The organism is Campylobacter concisus (genome assembly GCF_003048985.1).
Classification (GTDB): domain Bacteria; phylum Campylobacterota; class Campylobacteria; order Campylobacterales; family Campylobacteraceae; genus Campylobacter_A; species Campylobacter_A concisus_AY.
On record NZ_PIRS01000012.1, the window covers coordinates 55,467 to 76,454 of the forward strand.

Consider the following 20,988-nt stretch of genomic DNA (forward strand, 5'->3'; position numbering starts at 1 on the left):
TTTTACCTTTCGCTAACCGAGCTAGCTTTTGCCCTATCTTTTGCATCTAGCCAGATATTTGGCACAGCTCCTCCAGGTGTTAAGAAAATTTTGGCATCTTTGTTCTCTTTAAGAGCGTCGTTAAATCTATTTTGCGTCTCGATCTGCTTTAAATTTAATAAATTTTGATCGACACTTTTTGCGATCTCTTTGTTTGCATAAGCAGTCGCGTCAGCCTCGATCTTGATAGCATCAGCCTTGCCTTTTGCTTCGATGATCGCAGCTTTTGCACTACCTTCTGCAAGGGCAGCTTGTTTTAGAGCCTCTTGATTTGCACGCTCGACCTCGTATTTTGTCCTCTCAGCCTCTTGTTTAGCGATCTGGACGCGCTCGATCTGCTCTTTTACCTTTGAAGGCAAGATGATCTCACGAAGCTGCACTGTTAGGAGCTCGACTGGCTTGTTTGGCTGAGAGTCGATGTCTTTTCTTATTCCCTCATCTATCTGCCTTGCTAGGTCGTTTCTCTTAGTTGGTAGCTCTTCGGCTGTGTATTTACCAGCGATGCTGCGAACCACGTCGCGCACGACAGGATCAACGATCTTGCTCTCCCAGCTAAGACCCCAAGATGCGATAGTTTGTGGCGCATTTTCTGGATTTAGGCGGTATTGGACGGTGATATCGATGCTAACTGGTAAATTTCTAGCATCCAAAACTGAGATAGAGTTTTTGCGTAAAATTCCAGCCCCTTGATAAGACTTTTGCAAGCTCTCGCCCATATCTTCACCTGAAGTGTAGTTGATGATCCTAACTCTAGTATCAACTACGATGATATTTTGGATAAATGGCAAAAAGAAGTGAAATCCTGGTTGCAAAGGATTTGGCTCGTATTTACCCGCTGTGGCTTTGATGCCGACCTCGCCTGAGTGTATCACTTTAAACGGCTGAGTGATAGCAAGGATCGCGATAATGGCGATTATGATGTAGGCTAGCGCACCAAATTTGCCAAAGCCGCTTGGTATATTTGGCATTTTAAAATCCTTTTTAAAAGGTGGCTCTTTGTCGTTATTTTGACCTGAGCCCCTGTTGTCATTACCTGGCTTTTTTTTGTTGAAATAATCATTTAAATCAGCGGGCATTTCGTTCCTTTAAATCTTAAATATATGTTAAAAATGATTCGTATTTTTTGTTTAGACCATAAACTACGTCAAAGTAAGCTTTTTGTAGTCTCTTTGTCACTTCGCCTCTAGCACCGTTGCCGATGATGCGGTTATCTATGCTGTTTATCGGCGTTACTTCAGCTGCAGTGCCAGTGAAAAATGCCTCGTCAGCTGTGTATGCTTGATCCCTTGTGATGCGCTCTCTTCTTACTTCGATGTCAAGATCGTGAGCTAGTCTTATGACTGTATCTTGAGTGATGCTAAGTAGGCTGTTGTCGTTTGGTGGAGTGATCAATGCGCCATTTTCAACGATGAAGAAGCACTCGCCTGGACCTTCAGCCACAAAGCCCTCGCTATCAAGAAGTAGCGCCTCGTCGTATCCAGCCTCTTTTGCTTCGTAGTTTGCCATTTGTGAGCTTAGGTAGTTTGAGCTAGCTTTTGCTCTGTTCATTTGAGCAGCGGGAGCTAGTTTAGCAAAGCTTGAAATTTTAACTCTGATGCCTTTTTCTAAGCCTTCATCGCCAAGATATGCACCCCACTCCCATGAAGCGATAGCAGTTTGAACTGGTGCTTTTGTGTGCGCTACGCCCATTACGCCGTATCCTAAAAAGATAAGTGGGCGGATATAGACGTTGCTGTTATATTTATTTGCGCGAAGTAGCTCGATCTGTGCTTTTTCAAGCTCTTCTTCAGTGTAAGGTACGTTTAAAACGGTCATTTTTGCTGATCTTAAAAGTCTTTTTGTGTGGTCTTTTAGTCTAAAAATAGCTAGACCTTTTTTTGTTTTATAAGCTCTTGTGCCCTCAAATACGGCATTAGCGTAGTGCAAAGAGTGAGTTAGAACGTGTACTTTCGCATCGTCCCATTTTACTAGTTTTCCATCCATCCAGATGAATTCTGAAGCGTTCATAATTAAACCTTTCTTTTTTAGAAATTTGATCCGAGTTTATCTAAAATTGCTTTAAATTTACATTTCTAAGCCCAAAATGTCCGTAAATTTTAGGCTAAAGTTACTTATCTAAAAGCTCTTTTATCGTCTTTGCCATCTCGTCGATCGATGATGCTGCGCTTAAATTTATCAGATATTTGCCGCTTACCACAAAGGCTGGCACACCGCTGATACTTGCTACATCATAAGAGGCAAACCACTCGTTTAAAAGCTCTTTTGCACGATCTGAGCTTAGCGCTTTTTCGTATTCGTCTTTGCTCACGTGAGCCGCATTTAGCGCTAGGTCAATAAATCTTTGCTTATCTTTGCCATCATTAAAGTCATCTTTTTCATCGTGTCTTGCTTTGTAGATCGCAAATTTAGCTTGCTTAAATTTAGACTCATCGCTTAGCAGATCAGTCCCATTTGCCTCATCTATCGATATAAGAGCGGCGAAAATTTTACTTGTTGTCTCGCCAAGTTTGCCTTTGGTGCTTAGGTGATATGGGATAAATTTAACCCCGTCAAGCTTTGACATCAGCTTTTTTGTGATCGTTCGGTCAAATTTATAGCAGTGAGGGCAGTCGTAGCTAAAGACCTTGACGACTGAGTTTTTAGGCACGTTAAGCGGTTTTGCTAGAGTTTGATACTCCACCCCTTCAGTCAGTGCTGATAAATTTAGTGCAAAAAACGCACTTAAAATTAGCATTTTTATAAGCTTCATCTTTGCTCCTTACTTCACAAGATCAGCTAGCACTTTTGCAGCGTGGTCTTTGGCTTTTACGCTTTTGTAAATTTTAACTATCTTGCCGTCTTTGCCGATCACAAAGGTGCTTCTGGCGATGCCAAGATACTCTTTGCCGTAGTTTTTCTTGACCTGCCAAACACCATAAAGCTTTGAAATTTCTTTATCCTCATCGCTTAAGAGGATGTGCTTTAAATTTTGCTTTGCGATAAAGCCAACATGCGACTTCACGCTATCTGGGCTAACGCCGATGATGACAGTATCATTTTTGATAAACTGATCGTAGTTTGCGCTAAATTCGCAAGCCTCAGTCGTGCAGCCTGGAGTGTTGTCCTTTGGATAGAAGTAAAGCACCACGTTTTTGCCTATAAAGTCCTTTAATGCGACCTTTACGCCGTCTTGATTTAGCGCTTCAAACTCTGGCGCTTTATCGCCAACTTCAAGCGTTATCTTTCTCTCAATGTCTTCTTTGCTAAATTCGCTCATTTCATCCCCTTTCTTTTGTCCTCTACGCTCTCGCCGCCTACGCCGATATTGCCAGCGTCGTGAGTTTCGATAAAGATCATAACCGCCTCTTTTTTCTTACCAAGCACTCTTACAAGCGTCTCGGTTACCTCTTTAAAAACTTGATCTTTTTGCTCTTTTGTAGGCTCTGGGCCTGCTATTTTGATATTAACATAAGGCATTTTTGCTCCTTTTTTAAGATGCAAAATATTAGCCAAAATGAGTGAAATTTCAGATTAAAGCCGTTATTTAAGAATTTGGCATTAAAATAAGCAAACTTCCAAAAGGAGCGAAAATGGACTATAACAGGCAGAATAAGGGCTTTGTTTGCTTTATGTATGGCTTTGGACGAAGCAGGGCGGTTTATGCAGTTTTGATGATACTAATGGCGCTTTTGGCTGGCTTTTTAACACTTACTTCAAGCGCTCAAGCTGACGTTTCAAATTTACAAATAGCCCTTGGCATCATACTTTGTGGCCTTTTGCTGATCCTTGTAAATCCTAAAATTTTCATCATCAAGCTAATTGGCTACTTAATCGCTTTAGCTGGCGTCATGATCGCCCTTCACAACGCAAATTTGCTCGGAGCTGATTTTAATTTATACTTTTACACAAGCCTCATTTTTGGGGCATTTATGATGCTTATGCTTCTTAGCTGGTTTGTCTATAATGCAAGAAGCAGCGAAATAAATGAAATTTAGTTCGCCACTCCCATTAGCACGCTTGTGTAGGTGTTTTGCTTAGGCTCTGAGCTTGTTGCATCGTTCATATTTATGCGGCCAGCCTCAAGCCCAGCTTTTATAAGCGCCTCTTTTACCGCATTTGCACGCTCATTTGCAAGCTCTACTAGCTTTGCTTTATCGACCTCGATGCCCTTTAGCGCCTCTTCTCTTAAGGCTTTTTCGTTTCTATCTTTTAAATTTGGCACAAGCTCATTTAAAACTGCGATGTAGTCTTTGCCGCTTGAAGCGATGATTTGATTGATCTTTTGATCTAGTTTTTTGTTTTTATAAAAGCTTTCATCGAGTTTTGAGTATGTTGGCGTTATGCTAAGCTTCATCTTAGGTTTTGAGCCAGTTAGCTTTATAAAATCAGCTATCTTGGGCGCTTCTGAGCTTATAAGCTCGCTACTTCCAGCAAGAAAATCAATAGAGCTAAGATCTTTGCTGCCAAGTCCTAGGGCGTTGCCTAAAAATCTAAATGGAGCTAGCGTGATGTCAGCAAAGAGCTTTTTCACAGCTGCCCAGATGACGCCGCCATATTTAAAATCAGGATCGTCTAAATTTCCCTCAACTGGCAGATCGATGTTTATTTGATTATTTTGATCGCTAAGTATTGAGATAGCAAGGGATAGCGGTAAATTTACAGCGTCTTTTGAATCAACCTTTTCTCCAAGTGTAAGTGAGTCAAAATTTATGAAATTTGAGCCATTTAGTTTTGAGTCGACGACGCTATAGTTTAGGTTTAAATTTAGCTTGCCTTTTTTGATCTTATAGCCCACAAACTGCCCGCTATATGGCGTTATGTCGGTTAGATCGATATCTTTAAAGTCAAGCTTTATATCGGTATTTTGCTTTAGCTCAAACGGAAAGAGTTTTGCAGTGATCTGCGCAAAGCCATTTTTGCCAACCACACCTTGAAACTCGCCTGAGCTTGGGCGCTTTTTATCGATGTCGGTGAGCTTGCCATTTAGCTTTGAGATCGTTGTGGCAAATGGCATAAATAGCGATGCGTCCGAGAAATCAACCTCGCCATTTTTAAGAGAGAAATTTTTCACGCTAAATTTTAGCTCGTCCTCTTTTTTGCTAGCTACTTTTTTGGTCTCAGGTTTTGCCTCAGTTTTAGCTTTATTTTTATCCTCTTTTACGATCTGAGATAGGTTAAATTTACGCTCTTTGCTTAGATGAGCCTTGATAAATGGCGAATTTAAGCTCACTCCGGTGATATCTAGCTCGTTTTTGGCAAATGAAATTTTTTCAAGTTCTAAGCTTTTAAAGGCGACCAGTTTTTCAGCTTTTTTGCCATTTAGCCTTATATCTTTTATGCTAACTTTTGCGTCTGCTTTGATATCTTTTGCGTAGCTTATCTCAGCGCTACTCTCAAGCTGTCCGCTAGCTAGATCGGCCTCTAAAAATGGCTTTGCGTAGGCAAAATACTTTGGTAAATTTGTATCATTTAGCTTGATTTTTGCACTCACGTCAAGTGGCTCGATCTTTATCTTGGACTCAACATCCAAATTTAGCTTTTGCGAGCTCTTCATCGCCACTTTTGCGTCAAATGGCTTGCTAAAATCGCTACTTAAATTTGCTACTTTTACAAAAAGATTATCAAATTTATGAGCGATCTTCTCGCCTTCAAAAAGATGCGTCAAAGCGATATCTGCGTTATTTACACTTATATTTTTTACATCAAATTTAAACTCATTTTCTTTGCTTTTTGAAGCACTTTTGTTTTCAGCCTTTTTCTCTACTTTTTTAGTGTGTTTTGCCGCCTTTGTAGCTTTTGTGCTCTGCTCGCCAAATCCTAGCTCATTTACGGCGCTTAGCCCATTCTCACTTAGCTCTGAGCTAAATTTCGCTCTATTTATGCTTACATTTTCAACCCCAAGAGCCATTTTTAAAAGATCAAAGCTTATACTCTTTACCCCCACATCAGCGACGCTTGCTATATCTTTATTTTTTGCTTTAAGCTCTATGTTTTTTACGTTTAGCTCATCAAGGCTCGCAAGGCTCTTGTTGCCATCCATTGTAAAATTTGTATTTGTCACGCCAGCACTTGCTACATTTGCATTTGCACTTTTGCTAAGTGGCGCGTTGATGCCATTTAGTGCTATTTTTTCAAGCGTTAGAGCGGTTTTGTTATTTGCTAAATTTAGATTTAAATTTGAAGCATTTATATCTTTTAAATTTGCTAAATTTCTATCTGCTTCATCTACTTTAAGAGCGTTTGCACCTACGCTTTTTAGCTTGGCTGTGGCATTTAGCTCACTTTTTTCATTTAAATTTGCAAGAAGCGAGATCTCGTTTAAATTTAGTGATTTTACGCTCGCAGCGATGGCATTTTTAAAAGAGATGTCATTTAAATTTACAGCACTTAAATTTAGTGCAGCCTCCGTTTTATCCGCTATCTTGCTAACAAGATCAAATTTTGGAAGCTCTAGCTCGCCAAGGCTAAGCTCATTTGCGCCTTCATCTAAACTTAGTCCTTTTATATTTAAAAAGCCATCTTTTAAATTTATCCCAGTTGCGTTCTCATCGGCATTTAAAGCGTAGTTTATTTTTAAGTTTATGATGGCATTTTTTAGATTTAACGTGTCATTGTCGATAAAGCTTATCGCAACTGGCTTTATGCTAAAGTCCTTTATGCTGACGTTGCCCTCTATTTTTAGTGGATTTAGCTTGATATCGCCATTTAGATCGATCTTGTGCGCTAGGCTTGAGTTTGAGTCAAAGATGTGACTACCTGCGCTATTTTTCTTCGTATTTAGCGAGCTAAGCTCGTAGTTTATATCATCAAAACTTACGTTAAATGGCTTTGTTAAATTTTGATCGCTATATGAAAATGAGCCTTTGATGATTTTTGCGTTATTTAGCGCGAAATTTATCGAGCTAGTGCTGTTATCTTCGCTAGTTGCGTTATCATCGCTTATAAAATTGCTAAAGTTAAAATTTGCCTTTTTATCTCTTGCGATCTTTACTTTTGGCTCATCTAGCCTAAAAATGTCTATCTCAACTAGCTTTTTAAAGATAGAAAATGGCTTTAGCTTAAGGTCGATCTGCTTTGTGCTAAAAAGCGGCGAAGTGGTGTTTAGCTCGGCATTTGTAGCGTTTAGCTCGAAGGTAAATGGGTTAAATTTAGCATCACTTACAAAAAGCGTTGCGTTGTAGTCTTTTAGGTATTTTGGCGCGATATTTTTGATAGCATAAGGCAGACCAAAAAAGCCAAGAAGCGTGTAGATAAGCAAAAGTGAGACTACGCAGATGCCGGTGATTAGGGCTATTTTTTTCTTTTTATCCATTGTGAAATTTACCTTTTTGTCAGCTAAAATGAGCCCTGATTTTACTTTAAAAAAGGTTAAAAGTTAGTTAGAAATTTCAAATTTTCTATACATTAAATTTACACTTATCTTAATAATACTTTTATGCATTTCGTATTACTATTCGTCAAATATTTTTTAAACAAAGGAGCGAGTGATGAAGAGATTTTTGGCTTTATTGTTTTTGTTGTTTTCTGCCTTTGCTTATGCAAATGAAAATGCCGTTGTGGTCGCTATCGAGGAGCAAACACCTCGTATAAATCCACTCTACGACGAGGACCACGATCCTACGCTTTCGCTGGTTTTTTCTGGACTTACTAGCCATGATGAAAATAGCCATGTCGTGCCTGAGCTTGCCAAGTCTTGGCAGATGAGTGATGACGGGCTGGAGTATATTTTTGAGCTAAGAGATGATGCTTTTTGGCATGACGGGGTGAAATTTAGCGCAAAGGACGTTAAATTTACCATCGAAGCGGCTCAAGATAAGAAGCTAAACGCGCCTGCTATCTCAAACTACGAGGTGGTAAAAAGTGTTGAAATTTTAGGCGATTATAAAGTTAAGATCACGCTAAAAGAGCCTTTTCCGCCGTTTTTAGATGCGCTTAGCTTTGGCGTTTTGCCTGAGCACATTTTAAAGGGCAAAGATATCGCAACTGATAAATTTAATGACGCACCTATTGGCACTGGCGCATACAAGCTTGTAAAATGGAAAAAAGATGAGAGTTTGGAGTTTGTGGCAAATGATAAATTTTACAAGGGCGAGCCAAAGATAAAAAGGCTATTTTTAAAGATAGTTGGCGATGAAAATTTAAGACTCGTTGGGCTTAAAAGCGGTGAGATCGACGTTGCGCTCATCTCTCCAACTGGGGTAAATTTCATAAAAGATGATAAAAAATTAAGCCTGCTTAAGTTTAAAAGTGCGGACTACAGAGCTTTGATGTTTAACTTTAATGATCCTATCTTTCAAGATAAAAATGTAAGGATCGCCCTAAACTACGCGGTCAATAAAGATGAGATAGTTAAAAAACTATTTCACGGATATGCAAGCGTAGCGAACAACCCGATAGAAAAAAGCTTTGCAAATGACAGCGAGTTTAAATTTAGCTACGATCCGCAAAAGGCTAGGGAGCTGCTTGAAAAGAGTGGCTTTAAGAAAAACAAGGCTGGCTTTTTCGAGAAGGACGGCAAGGAGCTTGGCTTTGACATCTACGCCTTTAATAACGACATCTTAAGAGTCAATCTAGCTAAAATTTTAAGCAGTGAGTTTGAGAAATTTGGCGTAAGAGCCAAAGCCTATGCAAAGCCAAAAACAGCTTTTAGTATAAGCAAGGTTGATAGCTTCGTGATTGGCTGGGGAAGCCCATTTGATCCAGACTTTCACACATATAGAATTTTTGGCGGATTTGCCGATGTGAGCGTAAATGAAAATGGCTGGAATTTTAGCCACTACAAGGACGCAAACGTCGATCTTGCCCTAAAAAACGCGAGATATACAAAGGACGTGGAGCTTAGGAAAAAATACTACAAAGAATTTCTAAAAGCGCTTTTTGAAAATCCACCTTACATTTTTATAGCCTATCTTGACTATCCGCTCGTCTTTAACAACAAAATTTCAGGCATAAAGACGCAAATTTTAGGCCACCATGGGGCTGGATTTTTATGGAACATAAGAGAGTGGCAAGTAAAATAGTGGATAAAAACTTTGTTTAGAGCCATTTTAAAAACAGCGATCTCAAGCCTTGGGTTGCTGTTTTTTATCTCATTTTTTCTATTTTTGCTCATATATTTTTTGCCAGGAAACGTCACTGATGCGATGTTTTTGCGAAGTGAAGCGGTGAGCGTGGCTATAAAAGAGCAAATTTTAGAAAATTTGGGGCTAAAAGATGGCTTTTTTGTGCAGTATTTTAGATGGCTGGCTCACTTTGTGACAGGCGACTTTGGCACTAGTTTTGTAAGTGGAGCAAGCGTTTTTTTGCTCATTAAAGAGAGACTTTTAAACTCTCTTATCTTGTTTTTTGCTTCGTTTTTTCTGATAGTTTTTTTGTCATTTTTCTTGGGGCTGTTAAGTGCCATTTATAAGAATAAATTTGCCGATATCTTTATAAACTTTAGCTCCTTTTTGCTAGCTTCATTGCCACATTTTTACATCGCACTTGTGCTAATTGCGATCTTTAGCGTCTATCTAAATGTGCTGCCAAGCTCTGGCGCAAACGAGCTAGGCTCTAGTGGCGTTGGGGCTAAATTTATCATCTTGCCAACGCTTGCCATCATCTTGCCACACCTTGGCGCAAACGTGAAATTTGTAAGAGACACGCTAAATCAAAGCCTAAACGCTGACTTTATCCAGACGGCTCACGCTAGAGGTTTGGGGCGTGGCAAAATTTATCTCTTTGCGATAAAGCACGCAAGCACCGATATAGTCTATTATTTCGCAACCCTTGTAGCTGGCGTTTTTGCTGGCTCATACGTCATTGAGAGCATTTTTTCATTTCCAGGCATAGGCAAGCTTAGCCTTGATGCAGTCATCGCCAAAGACTATCCAGTCGCACTTTCGACCATTTTGCTAACGGCTGTTTTTGTCGTTTTTGCAAATTTACTGGCTAAAATTTTTGCCATCTTGGCAGATAAGAGAAATTTATGAGAAAAGTCATATTTTTCCTAGCCTGTTTTGTCTTTTTAGCGCTTGTTGCATTTGCCTTTGTGACGCCATTTTTTTCTAAATTTGAGCCAAATTTCACTGACTTTATGGCGGTAAATTTAGCCCCAAGTAGCGAGCACATCTTTGGCACTGACATCCTAGGCAGGGACAATCTCATAAGAGTGGCCTACGCGCTTAAAAACTCGCTTCTTATCTTGCTTTTAGCTGGCTTTTTAACAACGCTTTTTTCGCTCATCTACGCATATTTTGGCACGAGCAAGAGCAGAGTTTGTGAGAGCCTTTTTGACAAGGGGCTTGATGCCTTTTTAAGTATCCCAAACATTGTGTTTATCATGCTTTTTAGCTCATTTTGTAGCGGAGATCTGCTCATAACCTCTTTTATCATCGCCATTTGCTCGTTTATGCAAGGCGCAAAAGTTTTTATGCAAAATTTAAGACTTAGTAAAAAGTGCGACTACGCCGAGCAAGCCGTGATAAATGGAGCTAGCAAATTTAGCCTTATATGCTTTGAAATTTTGCCAAATTTAAAGCATTTAATAGTTAGCATCTTTGGCATAAACGCGATAAACGCAGTCGTTATGGAGGCTACGCTTGGCTTTTTTGGCGTGGGTAGCGACGCAAATAAAATAAGCCTTGGCATCATGCTAAATGAGAGCAAAGAGGCACTTTTTCTTGGCTCTTGGTGGATGGTGCTTTTCCCTGGTGTGACGCTCTTTTTGCTCATCCTAGCAACCTCGATCATCACGTCAAATTCAAAAAATGGCAATATAAAAATATGATAGAGATTAAAAATTTAAACGTTTTTTATAAGGATAAGAAGCTTTTGCGAGAGCTTGATTTTGCCATGAGTGAGGGTAAATTTATAGGTATCACGGGTGCAAGTGGCAGTGGTAAATCGCTTTTTGCAAAGAGTTTAATAAGGCTTTTTGATGATGATTTTAGAGTGAGGGCAGATAAATTTAGTATTTACAAAAAAGATATTTTAAAACTTAGCCAAAATGAGCTAAAAGAACACCGAAGAAAGGTCGCTGCGCTCGTTTTTCAAAACTCAGTTGCAAGCCTTCATCCACTCTTAAACATAGGCGATCACTTTAACGCCTATCTTGGCGGCGATAATAAAACAAATAAAGAGCTTGCATTTGCTTATTTTAGGGAGTTTGGGCTGGGTAATGCAAATCTCATCTGGCACAAATACTCATACGAGCTAAGTGGCGGTGAGGCGAGCCGTGTGCAGATCGCTCTGGCTCTTTGCCTGAAGCCAAAAATTTTAATCTGCGACGAGATAACAAGCGGGCTTGATAGCATTAGCGGTAGCCACGTGGCGGGCATCTTGGAGAGTTTAAAGGGCAAGATGAGCGTCATTTTTATCTCGCACGATGAGGCGCTGACAAGCTATCTTAGTGATGAAATTTGGCAGATGAGAGATGGGCGGCTAAATTTAAAGGAAAATGCGTGAAAATCAGGCTTGAAAACGTATCAAAAAGTTTAAGTTTTAAGGAGCATTTTAACGCTAGAGCTGAAGTGCTGTACCTTTTAGAGGGGATAAATTACGAGCTTGATGATGGCGAAAATTTAGCCATTTTGGGGCAAAGTGGCAGTGGCAAAAGCACGCTTGCAAAGCTCATATCATTTAGCGAGCCAAAAAGTGGGGGCAAAATTTATATAAATAACGAAGAGATCACGGACAAAAATGAGCTAAAAAAAGATATCAGATATATCTTGCAAAACCAAAAACAAGCCCTAAATCCAGCGCTAAAAGTAAAAACCGCCATCGCTCACGTGAGATCATATCTTAAGCTTAGCTTTAGTGAAAATGAGCTCAAAGAGCTTCTGGCAAATCTAAATTTAAAAGATGAAATTTTAGAAAAATATCCATCTCAGCTAAGTGGCGGCGAGGCGACAAGGGTTGGGATACTGCTAGCGCTTCTTTCAAAACCAAAAATCTTAATCTGCGACGAGATAACAAGCGGACTTGACAACGAGACGAAGCAAAAGATCATAAATTTGCTTTTAAGCTTAGATGAAAAGATCAGCATTATTTTTATCACGCATGATATTTTAAGTGCGATGAAGATAGCGCAAAAGGTGCTAATCATCGAATCTGGCAAGCAAGTGGCTTTTGGTAAATTTGATGATCTTGCAAGCCAAAATGTCCTTAAAAAATACCTTGACGCAGCTAAATTTTATGATGCCAAACTTTGATATAATGCAAGCAAAAAAGGTCAAATTTGCTAGTTCATATCTGCTGCTCGGTCGATAGCCACTACTTTTTACAGCGCCTACGAAAAGACTATCCAAATGAGCGAATAGTAGGCTATTTTTACGATCCAAACATACATCCATATAGCGAATTTTTACTGCGTTTTGAGGACGTGAAGCGAAGCTGCGAGAAGCTTGGCATCAAGCTAATATGTGGCGAATACGACTACGAAGCGTGGCTTGGTGGCACAAAGGGGCTTGAAGATGAGCCAGAAAAGGGCAAAAGGTGCGAGTACTGCTTTGATTTTCGTATGAAAGACTCAGCTAAAAAGGCGCTAGATCTTGGTCTAAATAAGATCACAACGACACTTTTAATGAGCCCAAAAAAGGACTTTTCTCAGCTTAAAAAGGCGCTTGATGAGGCGGTGGCTAGCTCAAATTTAGAAGCCGTTGCGGTTGATTATAGAAAAAATGGCGGCACAAGCGAGCAGTTTATACTCGCTAAAAAGGACAAGCTCTATCACCAAAACTACTGCGGCTGCGTCTTTGCGCTAAAAAAACAGCGTGACTCGCAAAATTTGCCCCAAAGTGAGCTAATGAGCGAGCTGCACGCAAGGGCACTTTATGGCAGCATAGAAGCGAGGCTTGAGCTTTATAAAAAGGTGCGCGAATGCGAGGCGAGAGGAGAGAAATTTCACCTTTTTAGAAGGCGATTTTTAAACTACAGACTTTTGCGCGCTAGTGTTAAATTTGAGGCAGTTGTGGTGCCAAGCTACTTTGTGCTCTACTCTGGCTTTAAAAGAGAGAATTTAAAGCTTAATGTAGAGCGTGACTGCGAGATCGATGATGAGCTAAAAGAGGGTGTCGTTTTGATGAGCATAGAGCGCTTTAATAAATTTACAAATAGCAAATTTAAAAGTGTAGATGAGCTTTGTAAAAGGCCGCTTGAGCTTGGCGTTGAGATGAAATTTCGTAGGCAGATATGCGGGGAGTTTTCGCAAAATCCTATCATCATCTTAGACGAGGTCAAAAAGGGTAGCTACGAAATTTACGTAAAGGCTGTTTTTTACAACGACAGCGAAGAAATTTTGGTTTTAGAGGGCTAAATTTAGACCCATCAAGGCTAAATTTCAGAGATTTTAAAAGAGGCTAATAATTTTTTTCTTAGTATAAATTTGTTACAATCTGCCAAAATTTACATTACTAAGGCTAAAACGTGATAGACGTCGTAGAAATTCAAAAAATTCTCCCACATAGATTTCCTTTTTTGCTTATCGATAGAGTTGTCGAGCTAGAGCCTGCAAAAAACATCGTCGCTTATAAAAATGTAACTATTGGCGAGCCGATATTTCAGGGGCACTTCCCAGGCCACCCGATCTATCCTGGCGTGATGATAATAGAAGGCATGGCGCAAGCTGGCGGCGTGCTAGCGTTTAAGAGCATGAGCGACGAGCATCAAGCTGGCATCGAGAACAAAGTGGTCTATTTTATGAGCATTGACGGAGCGAAATTTCGCCATCCAGTCCGCCCTGGAGATAGGCTAGAGTATAGATTAAATGTATTAAAACATAAAGGCAATATCTGGGTGCTTGAGGGCAAAGCATACGTCGATGATGTGCTATGCGCCGAGGCTGAACTAAAAGCGATGATAGTCGATAAATAGGCTTTTGCTTAAAAAAGAGAGACAATGAAAAATATCCACCAAACAGCAGTTATAGAAGATGGAGCGATAATAGGAGATGACGCAAATATCGAGGCTTACGCATTTGTAAGCAAAGATGCAGTCCTTGGCAACAACGTCACGATAAAACAAGGCGCAAGGGTGCTTGGCAAGACGAGGATCGGCGATAACTCTCGTGTATTTAGCTACGCGATCGTTGGCGATATCCCGCAAGATATCAGCTATAAAGATGAGGTCGATACTGGCGTCATCATCGGTGAGCACGCAACTATACGTGAGTTTTGCACGATAAACTCAGGCACGCACAAGGGCGATGGTATAACAAGGATCGGCGATAACGCCTTTATCATGGCATATTCTCACATCGCACACGACTGTATAATAGGCAACAACGTCATTTTGGCAAATAACGCAACTCTAGCAGGCCATGTCGAGCTTGGCGACTACGCTGTTGTGGGCGGTCTTACACCTATTCATCAGTTTGTTAGAGTGGGTGAGAGCTGCATGGTCGCGGGGGCTAGTGCACTCAGCCAAGATGTAGTGCCATTTTGCCTAGCTGAGGGCAACAGAGCTTATATAAGAAGCTTAAATTTAGTCGGCATTAGACGTAGATTTGACAAAGAGCAGGTTGAAGAACTTGTTCGCGCTTATAAATTTTTGTTTAATCAAGGCATCAGCCTAAAAGATCAAGCAAACGAGCTGATCGCAAAAACCAGCGACGAAAATGTTAAAAAAATGTGTAAATTTATATTAGAAACGACAAGAGGAATTCCGCTTGCAAAAGGAAGAGATTAATGGCTAGAAAGTGTAATTTTTGTGGCGAAGCTGAGTCTGCTGAGAGAAGATTATTAGCAGATATCGAAGGGAACGCCTATATATGCGAGTACTGTATAGCAGCAGCATACGATATGATACATGGTGATACGAGTGTAGAAGAGGGCAAAAACGAAGAGGCGATAGAGTATCAAAAGCTCACACCAAAGGAGCTAAAAGCGGTACTTGACAACTACGTGATCGGTCAAGATAGGGCTAAAAAGGTCTTTAGCGTCGGCGTATATAACCACTATAAGAGAATTTTTAAACAAAGCGACATCAAAGACGATACTGAAATTTCAAAATCAAACATCTTGCTTGTTGGTCCAACTGGAAGCGGCAAGACGTTGATGGCTCAGACTTTGGCGAGATTTCTTGATGTGCCTATCGCGATTTGCGATGCGACAAGCCTAACTGAGGCTGGATATGTCGGCGAGGACGTTGAAAATATCCTTACAAGGCTCTTGCAAGCTGCAAATGGCGACGTGAAAAAGGCGGAGCAGGGCATTGTATTTGTCGATGAGATCGATAAGATCGCAAGAATGAGCGAAAATAGAAGCATCACAAGAGACGTCTCAGGCGAGGGCGTGCAGCAAGCGCTTTTAAAGATCATCGAAGGCAGCGTCGTAAATATACCACCAAAAGGCGGCAGAAAGCATCCAAATCAAGACTTCATACAGATAGATACGACAAATATCTTATTTGTTTGCGGCGGTGCATTTGACGGACTTCTTGACATCATCGAGCGCAGAGTTGGTAAAAATGTTCTTGGCTTTAACCAAGAAAAACGTGGCAAAAACGAAAAAGAAAATTTACTAAGCCTGCTTGAGCCAGACGATCTTGTAAAATATGGCCTCATCCCAGAGCTCATCGGCAGACTTCACGTGGTGGCTACATTAAATGAGATAACAAAAGAGGATATGGTTAAAATTTTGACTGAGCCAAAAAATGCGATATTAAAACAATATCAAAAGCTCTGTGCGATCGATGGCGCTACGCTTAAATTTGATGATGAGGCGCTTGAAGAGATAGCGAGCCTTGCTATCGAGCGAAAGACTGGAGCAAGAGGGCTTAGAAGCATAATGGAAGAGCTCATGACAGATATAATGTATGATCTGCCAGAGCTAAAAGACTACGATATCGTGATCTCAAAAGAGACGGTAAAAGATAAGGCAAAGCCGATTTTGGTAAAGCACAATAAATTAACAGCGTAAAGGAAATAGATGTTTTTAGATCAGGTTATAGGTTTTTTCTCAAGTGATATGGGTATAGATTTAGGTACGGCAAACACTTTGGTTTTGGTAAAAGATAAGGGAATAATCATAAATGAACCATCAGTTGTTGCAGTAAGACGTGAGAAATATGGAAAACAAAAAATTTTAGCAGTCGGCCACGCTGCAAAAGAGATGGTGGGAAAAACTCCTGGCGACATCGAGGCGATAAGACCGATGAGAGATGGCGTTATCGCGGACTTTGACATGACAGAGAGGATGATACGCTACTTTATAGAAAAGACTCATAGAAGAAAAAATTTCTTACGCCCAAGGATCATCATCTCAGTTCCTTACGGACTTACTCAAGTTGAGAGAAAGGCTGTTAGAGAGAGTGCACTAAGTGCTGGTGCTAGAGAGGTATTTTTGATAGAAGAGCCTATGGCAGCAGCTATCGGAGCAAATTTACCAGTTCGTGAGCCACAAGGCAACCTTGTAGTTGATATCGGCGGTGGTACGACTGAGATAGGCGTCGTTTCGCTTGGCGGTTTAGTTATCTCAAAGTCTATCCGCACAGCTGGCGACAAGATAGATAGTAGCATTGTTAATTACATAAAAGAAAAATACAACTTACTAATAGGCGAGAGAACAGGCGAGGAGATAAAGATCGCTGTGGGCTCTGCTGTGCAGCTTGAAAAAGAGCTAAGCGTAGTGGTAAAAGGACGCGACCAAGTGAGCGGTCTTTTAAGCAGGGTTGAGCTAACAAGTGAAGACGTGAGAGAGGCGATGAGAGAGCCGCTAAAAGAGATCGCAGATGCGCTAAAAACCGTGCTTGAGATGATGCCGCCTGATCTTGCTGGCGATATCGTGGAGACTGGTATCGTGCTAACTGGCGGTGGAGCGCTTATTAGAGGGCTTGATAAGTTCTTATCTGACATCGTTAAACTTCCAGTATTTGTAGCTGACGAGCCGCTTCTAGCTGTTGCTAGAGGCACAGGCAAGGCACTTCAAGAGATCGGACTTTTACAACAGCTAACAAATGAAGAGTAAGATTGTTCTTTTTGTTTTTATAGCGTTGCTTGCTGGCGCCTCGATGTTTAAGGGCGAAATTTTAAGCAACATCTCTATCAAATTTAGCAATTACGCTATAAATTCATACGACAATTTTGCCAAAAGCGTGAAAGATTATATAAATGAATATTTTAGGCAGGCTAGCGAGATAGAAAGGCTAAGAGCGCAAAACAAAGAGCTAGAGCGTTCAGCCACGCTTCTATCTACTTTTGCAAACGAGCTAAATCAAATTTTAAAAGATAAAAACTCAACTGCCTACGCCCCAGCTGTAAAGCTAGTAAAAGGGCTTAGTTACGTTCATATCGGGGATTATAATAAAATTTGGATAAGCGAGTTTGAGGGATACGACCCAAATAAAATTTATGGGCTCATATATCAAGGAAGCAGTGCTGGCATCGTCATCGCAAAAGACGGCAAGCCACTAGCTTACTTGCAAAATGACCCAAAAAGTATATTTGCAGTCTATATAGGAAACGACAAAATTCCAGGCGTCGCGCATGGAAATCAAGGCCAAATAATGGTGAAATTTATCCCACAATGGCTCAGCCCAAAAGAGGGCGACGAGGTCTTTACGAGCGGGCTTGACGGGATATTTTTTAGTGGGGTGCCAGTAGGGCGCGTGAGTAAAATTTTAAAAGAGAGCTCCTATCAAAGCGTGATAGTTGAGCCCTATGCGAAGCTAAACATACCAAACTACCTATACGTTGTAACAAAGGAAAAATGATGCCAAAAAGAACAGATATAAATACCATTTTGCTAATCGGCTCAGGCCCTATCGTCATCGGTCAAGCCTGCGAATTTGACTACTCAGGCACGCAAGCAGCCAAGACGCTAAAAGAGCTTGGATACCGCGTAGTGCTTATCAACTCAAACCCAGCCACCATTATGACTGACCCAAATTTCGCCGACGCAACGTATATAGAGCCGATCACAAAAGATAGTATTTTAAAGATTATTGAAAAAGAAAAGATTGATGCTATCTTGCCAACGATGGGCGGACAAGTGGCGCTAAATGCCGCTATGGAGGTTTTTGAGAGCGGCCTTTTAAAGGATGTTAAATTTCTTGGTGCAAACCCAGAAGCGATAAAAAAGGGCGAAGATAGACAAATTTTTAAAGCGACTATGCAAAAGATCGGCATGGACCTGCCTGAGAGTAGATATGCTTATAACATGGACGACGCGCTAAATGCGGCAAATGAGATAGGCTTTCCGCTCATCATAAGAGCTAGCTATACACTTGGTGGCGCAGGAAGCGGCGTGGCTTATAATATGGATGAGTTTAAAGAGTTAGCCAACACAGGCCTTGACGCAAGTCCGATACATGAAATTTTGATAGAAGAGAGCTTGCTTGGCTGGAAAGAGTACGAGATGGAGGTTATTCGTGATCGCAACGACAACTGCATCATCGTCTGCTCGATCGAGAATTTCGACCCAATGGGCGTTCACACAGGCGATAGCATCACGGTCGCACCAGCTTTAACTCTCACAGATAAAGAGTATCAGGCTATGCGTGACGCTAGCTTTGCCATACTTCGTGAGATCGGCGTTGATACTGGCGGCAGCAACGTGCAGTTTGCCATAGACCCAAAAAGTGGCCGCATGATCGTTATCGAGATGAACCCACGCGTTAGCCGCAGTTCAGCGCTAGCAAGTAAGGCTACTGGCTATCCGATCGCAAAGATTGCGACACTGCTTGCAGTTGGTTTTAGCCTAGATGAGATCAAAAATGATATCACTGACACGCCTGCTAGCTTTGAGCCGGTGATTGATTATATCGTGACAAAGATCCCGCGCTTTACATTTGAGAAATTTCCAGGATCAAACCCATATCTAGGCACTGCGATGAAGTCAGTTGGCGAGGTTATGGCGATAGGTAGGACATTTAAAGAGAGCATCCAAAAGGCGCTTTGTAGCCTAGAGCGTGATCTTTGCGGATTTAACAGCCTTAGTTTAGAGAAAAACGCTTTGATTTATGGCATCAGAAATGCAAATGAGAGAAGAATTTTATATCTAGCGCAGGCTTTTAGAGATGGCTTTAGCGTGGCTGAGGTGCATGAGTTTAGCAAGATTGATCCTTGGTTTTTGGAGCAAATTTATGAGATAGTTAAATTTGAAGATAAGATCGACATGGATATCTTAAATAACGAAGAGCTACTGCGAGAGGCCAAAAGCATGGGCTTTTCAGATAAGATGATAGCCGTGCTTATAAATGAAAAAGACGATCTTGAGCTTAGTCAAAATGATATCTATTTTGCTAGGCAGAAGCTTGGTATCGAGCTTGAATACAATGAGGTCGATACTTGCGCGGGCGAGTTTAAGGCACTAACGCCGTATCTTTACTCAACCACAAATATCACTAAATTTCCTAAAAAAGAGCTAGCAAAAGAGGCTAAAAAGGTGATGATAATAGGCGGCGGTCCAAACAGGATCGGCCAGGGCATAGAGTTTGACTACTGCTGCGTGCATGCAAGCTACGCCCTAAGAGACCTTGGTGTAAAGACGATAATGTATAACTGCAACCCAGAAACCGTCTCAACCGACTACGATACGAGCGATATCTTGTACTTTGAGCCTATAGATTTTGAGCACGTGAGAGCTGTCATCGAGCGTGAAAAGCCAGACGGCGTGATCGTGCATTTTGGTGGCCAAACTCCGCTTAAATTTGCAAAACGCCTAAGCGTGATTGGTGCAAAGATCATCGGCACAACTGCAAGAGTGATCGACGTGGCCGAGGATAGAAAGAAATTTAGCGAATTTATAAATAAAATAGGCGTCCTTCAGCCTAAAAATGACACCGCCACTAGCTTAGAAGAAGCCTTGCAAAAGGCCGCGACTATCGGCTACCCAGTGCTCGTTCGCCCAAGCTACGTCCTAGGTGGCAGGGCGATGAGAAGGGTGCATAACGAGAGCGAGCTAAAAGAGTATATGAGTGAGGCGGTAAAGGTTAGCAACCACTCGCCAGTGCTACTTGATAAATTTTTGCAAGACGCAAAAGAGCTCGACGTAGATGCGATATGTGACGGCAAAGAGGTCTATATAGGTGCGATAATGGAGCATATCGAGGAGGCTGGAATTCACTCTGGCGACTCAGCTTGCATATTGCCACCGATGAGCTTAAGCGATGAGATGATAAAAAAAGTGGAGAGGCAAACCAGAGATATCGCGCTAAATTTAGGCGTTGTAGGCCTTATGAATATCCAGTTTGCCATCTATGAAAACGAGCTTTATATGATCGAGGTAAATCCTCGCGCGAGCAGGACCGTGCCATTTGTGAGCAAGGCTACTGGCGTGCCTATGGCGAAAGTAGCTACAAGAGTTATGTGGCAGGGAAATTTACGTGAGGCACTTAAATTTTATGATGATTACAAGGTCGTTTATGAAGATGGCGACATCTTAAAACCTCGTGTGAGCTCGCATGTTTGCGTAAAAGAATGCGTGCTACCATTTAACAAGTTAAGCGGTGCCGATCTCATCCTTGGCCCTGAGATGAAGAGCACGGGCGAGGTCATGGGTATCAGCCACGACTTTGCAAGCTCATTTGCAAAGAGCCAGATCGCTGCGAGCAACACTTTGCCAAGCAAGGGCAGGGTATTTTTAACGCTAGCTGACGCTGATAAAACTTACGCGCCAGACCTTGCAAGGGATTTAATCGGCCTTGGCTTTAGCATCATCGCAACTGGTGGCACGCATAAAATTTTAAGCGAAGCTGGCGTGGAAGCTGAGTTTGTCTATAAGATAAGCGAGGGTAGACCAAATGTCGAAGATAGGCTTAAAAACGGCGACATCGCACTTGTTATCAACACAAGCGATACAAAATCAAGCGTAGATGATGGCAAAAAGATCCGCCAAAATGTACTTAGATTTAAAATTCCATATTTTACAACTATCCGTGCAGCACTTGCAGCTGCCAAGTCTCTAAGCACAGTTCAAACTGGCAAAGCACTTGAAGTAAAAAGCTTGCAAGAGTATCTAAGCGAGAAATGAACCAAAAAGAGTGCGTAATAGA

Annotated in this window: 19 protein-coding genes; 13 read left to right on the forward strand and 6 right to left on the reverse strand. The window is 41.3% G+C overall.

Features of this window, described 5'->3' with window-relative positions; all coding sequences use genetic code 11:
* Nucleotides 1–2: 2 nt before the first annotated feature.
* The 5 genes from CVS91_RS08440 to CVS91_RS08460 form a co-directional block, all read right to left on the reverse strand.
* Nucleotides 3–1,115, reverse strand: coding sequence for a prohibitin family protein (locus tag CVS91_RS08440; RefSeq protein WP_004317857.1), 1,113 nt, complete (start codon nt 1,113–1,115; stop codon nt 3–5).
* Between the two features lie 16 nt (nt 1,116–1,131).
* Complete coding sequence (locus CVS91_RS08445) at nt 1,132–2,046, reverse strand: branched-chain amino acid transaminase (RefSeq protein WP_002939975.1); 915 nt, start codon at nt 2,044–2,046, stop codon at nt 1,132–1,134.
* 100 nt (nt 2,047–2,146) lie between these two features.
* A complete protein-coding gene (locus CVS91_RS08450) occupies nt 2,147–2,788 on the reverse strand; it encodes a thiol:disulfide interchange protein DsbA/DsbL (protein WP_107831561.1) in 642 nt (213 codons plus the stop codon).
* A gap of 9 nt (nt 2,789–2,797) precedes the next feature.
* Entirely contained in the window at nt 2,798–3,295 is a 498-nt protein-coding gene (gene bcp / locus CVS91_RS08455; protein ID WP_103613258.1) for a thioredoxin-dependent thiol peroxidase, read from the reverse strand.
* Nucleotides 3,292–3,495 carry a tautomerase family protein gene (locus CVS91_RS08460; protein ID WP_009295389.1) on the reverse strand — a complete coding sequence of 68 codons (204 nt, stop codon included), beginning with the start codon at nt 3,493–3,495 and terminating at the stop codon, nt 3,292–3,294. The genes bcp and CVS91_RS08460 overlap by 4 nt, the downstream gene beginning before the upstream one ends.
* Nucleotides 3,496–3,608: 113 nt before the next feature.
* Between CVS91_RS08460 and CVS91_RS08465 the strand changes: the two genes are divergently transcribed.
* Nucleotides 3,609–4,013: a hypothetical protein gene (locus CVS91_RS08465; RefSeq protein WP_107831563.1), complete on the forward strand. Its 405-nt coding sequence runs from the start codon at nt 3,609–3,611 to the stop codon at nt 4,011–4,013.
* Here CVS91_RS08465 and CVS91_RS08470 read toward each other — a convergent pair.
* Nucleotides 4,010–7,330 carry a DUF748 domain-containing protein gene (locus CVS91_RS08470; RefSeq protein ID WP_107831565.1) on the reverse strand — a complete coding sequence of 1,107 codons (3,321 nt, stop codon included), beginning with the start codon at nt 7,328–7,330 and terminating at the stop codon, nt 4,010–4,012. The two genes, CVS91_RS08465 and CVS91_RS08470, sit on opposite strands and share 4 nt — an antisense overlap.
* Before the next feature lie 175 nt (nt 7,331–7,505).
* Between CVS91_RS08470 and CVS91_RS08475 the strand changes: the two genes are divergently transcribed.
* The 12 genes from CVS91_RS08475 to carB all read left to right on the forward strand — a co-directional run bounded on the left by CVS91_RS08475 (nt 7,506) and on the right by carB (nt 20,966).
* Nucleotides 7,506–9,038, forward strand: coding sequence for an ABC transporter substrate-binding protein (locus CVS91_RS08475; protein ID WP_107831567.1), 1,533 nt, complete (start codon nt 7,506–7,508; stop codon nt 9,036–9,038).
* A 12-nt stretch (nt 9,039–9,050) separates the two neighbouring features.
* The gene (locus tag CVS91_RS08480; RefSeq protein ID WP_107831569.1) at nt 9,051–9,989 is read left to right on the forward strand and encodes an ABC transporter permease; all 939 of its coding nucleotides are present in this window, start codon (nt 9,051–9,053) and stop codon (nt 9,987–9,989) included.
* Nucleotides 9,986–10,786 (forward strand): ABC transporter permease, encoded by an 801-nt coding sequence (locus tag CVS91_RS08485; protein ID WP_107831571.1) that lies wholly within the window; start codon nt 9,986–9,988, stop codon nt 10,784–10,786. The genes CVS91_RS08480 and CVS91_RS08485 overlap by 4 nt, the downstream gene beginning before the upstream one ends.
* Nucleotides 10,783–11,463: an ATP-binding cassette domain-containing protein gene (locus CVS91_RS08490; RefSeq protein WP_107831573.1), complete on the forward strand. Its 681-nt coding sequence runs from the start codon at nt 10,783–10,785 to the stop codon at nt 11,461–11,463. Before CVS91_RS08485 ends, CVS91_RS08490 begins: the two co-directional genes overlap by 4 nt.
* Nucleotides 11,460–12,209: an ATP-binding cassette domain-containing protein gene (locus tag CVS91_RS08495; protein WP_107831575.1), complete on the forward strand. Its 750-nt coding sequence runs from the start codon at nt 11,460–11,462 to the stop codon at nt 12,207–12,209. Before CVS91_RS08490 ends, CVS91_RS08495 begins: the two co-directional genes overlap by 4 nt.
* A 26-nt stretch (nt 12,210–12,235) precedes the next feature.
* Nucleotides 12,236–13,312 carry an epoxyqueuosine reductase QueH gene (locus CVS91_RS08500; protein WP_103571739.1) on the forward strand — a complete coding sequence of 359 codons (1,077 nt, stop codon included), beginning with the start codon at nt 12,236–12,238 and terminating at the stop codon, nt 13,310–13,312.
* 110 nt (nt 13,313–13,422) lie between these two features.
* Nucleotides 13,423–13,869, forward strand: coding sequence for a 3-hydroxyacyl-ACP dehydratase FabZ (gene fabZ / locus CVS91_RS08505; protein ID WP_004317884.1), 447 nt, complete (start codon nt 13,423–13,425; stop codon nt 13,867–13,869).
* A 24-nt stretch (nt 13,870–13,893) separates the two neighbouring features.
* Entirely contained in the window at nt 13,894–14,682 is a 789-nt protein-coding gene (lpxA, locus tag CVS91_RS08510) for an acyl-ACP--UDP-N-acetylglucosamine O-acyltransferase (protein WP_103600252.1), read from the forward strand.
* Complete coding sequence (gene clpX, locus CVS91_RS08515) at nt 14,682–15,914, forward strand: ATP-dependent Clp protease ATP-binding subunit ClpX (protein WP_107831577.1); 1,233 nt, start codon at nt 14,682–14,684, stop codon at nt 15,912–15,914. Before lpxA ends, clpX begins: the two co-directional genes overlap by 1 nt.
* A 9-nt stretch (nt 15,915–15,923) precedes the next feature.
* On the forward strand, nt 15,924–16,961 hold the full coding sequence (locus CVS91_RS08520; protein WP_002939972.1) for a rod shape-determining protein: 1,038 nt from the start codon (nt 15,924–15,926) through the stop codon (nt 16,959–16,961).
* Nucleotides 16,951–17,706 carry a rod shape-determining protein MreC gene (gene mreC / locus CVS91_RS08525; RefSeq protein WP_103605178.1) on the forward strand — a complete coding sequence of 252 codons (756 nt, stop codon included), beginning with the start codon at nt 16,951–16,953 and terminating at the stop codon, nt 17,704–17,706. Before CVS91_RS08520 ends, mreC begins: the two co-directional genes overlap by 11 nt.
* Nucleotides 17,706–20,966 carry a carbamoyl-phosphate synthase large subunit gene (gene carB, locus CVS91_RS08530; RefSeq protein WP_107831579.1) on the forward strand — a complete coding sequence of 1,087 codons (3,261 nt, stop codon included), beginning with the start codon at nt 17,706–17,708 and terminating at the stop codon, nt 20,964–20,966. The genes mreC and carB overlap by 1 nt, the downstream gene beginning before the upstream one ends.
* Nucleotides 20,967–20,988: the final 22 nt, after the last annotated feature.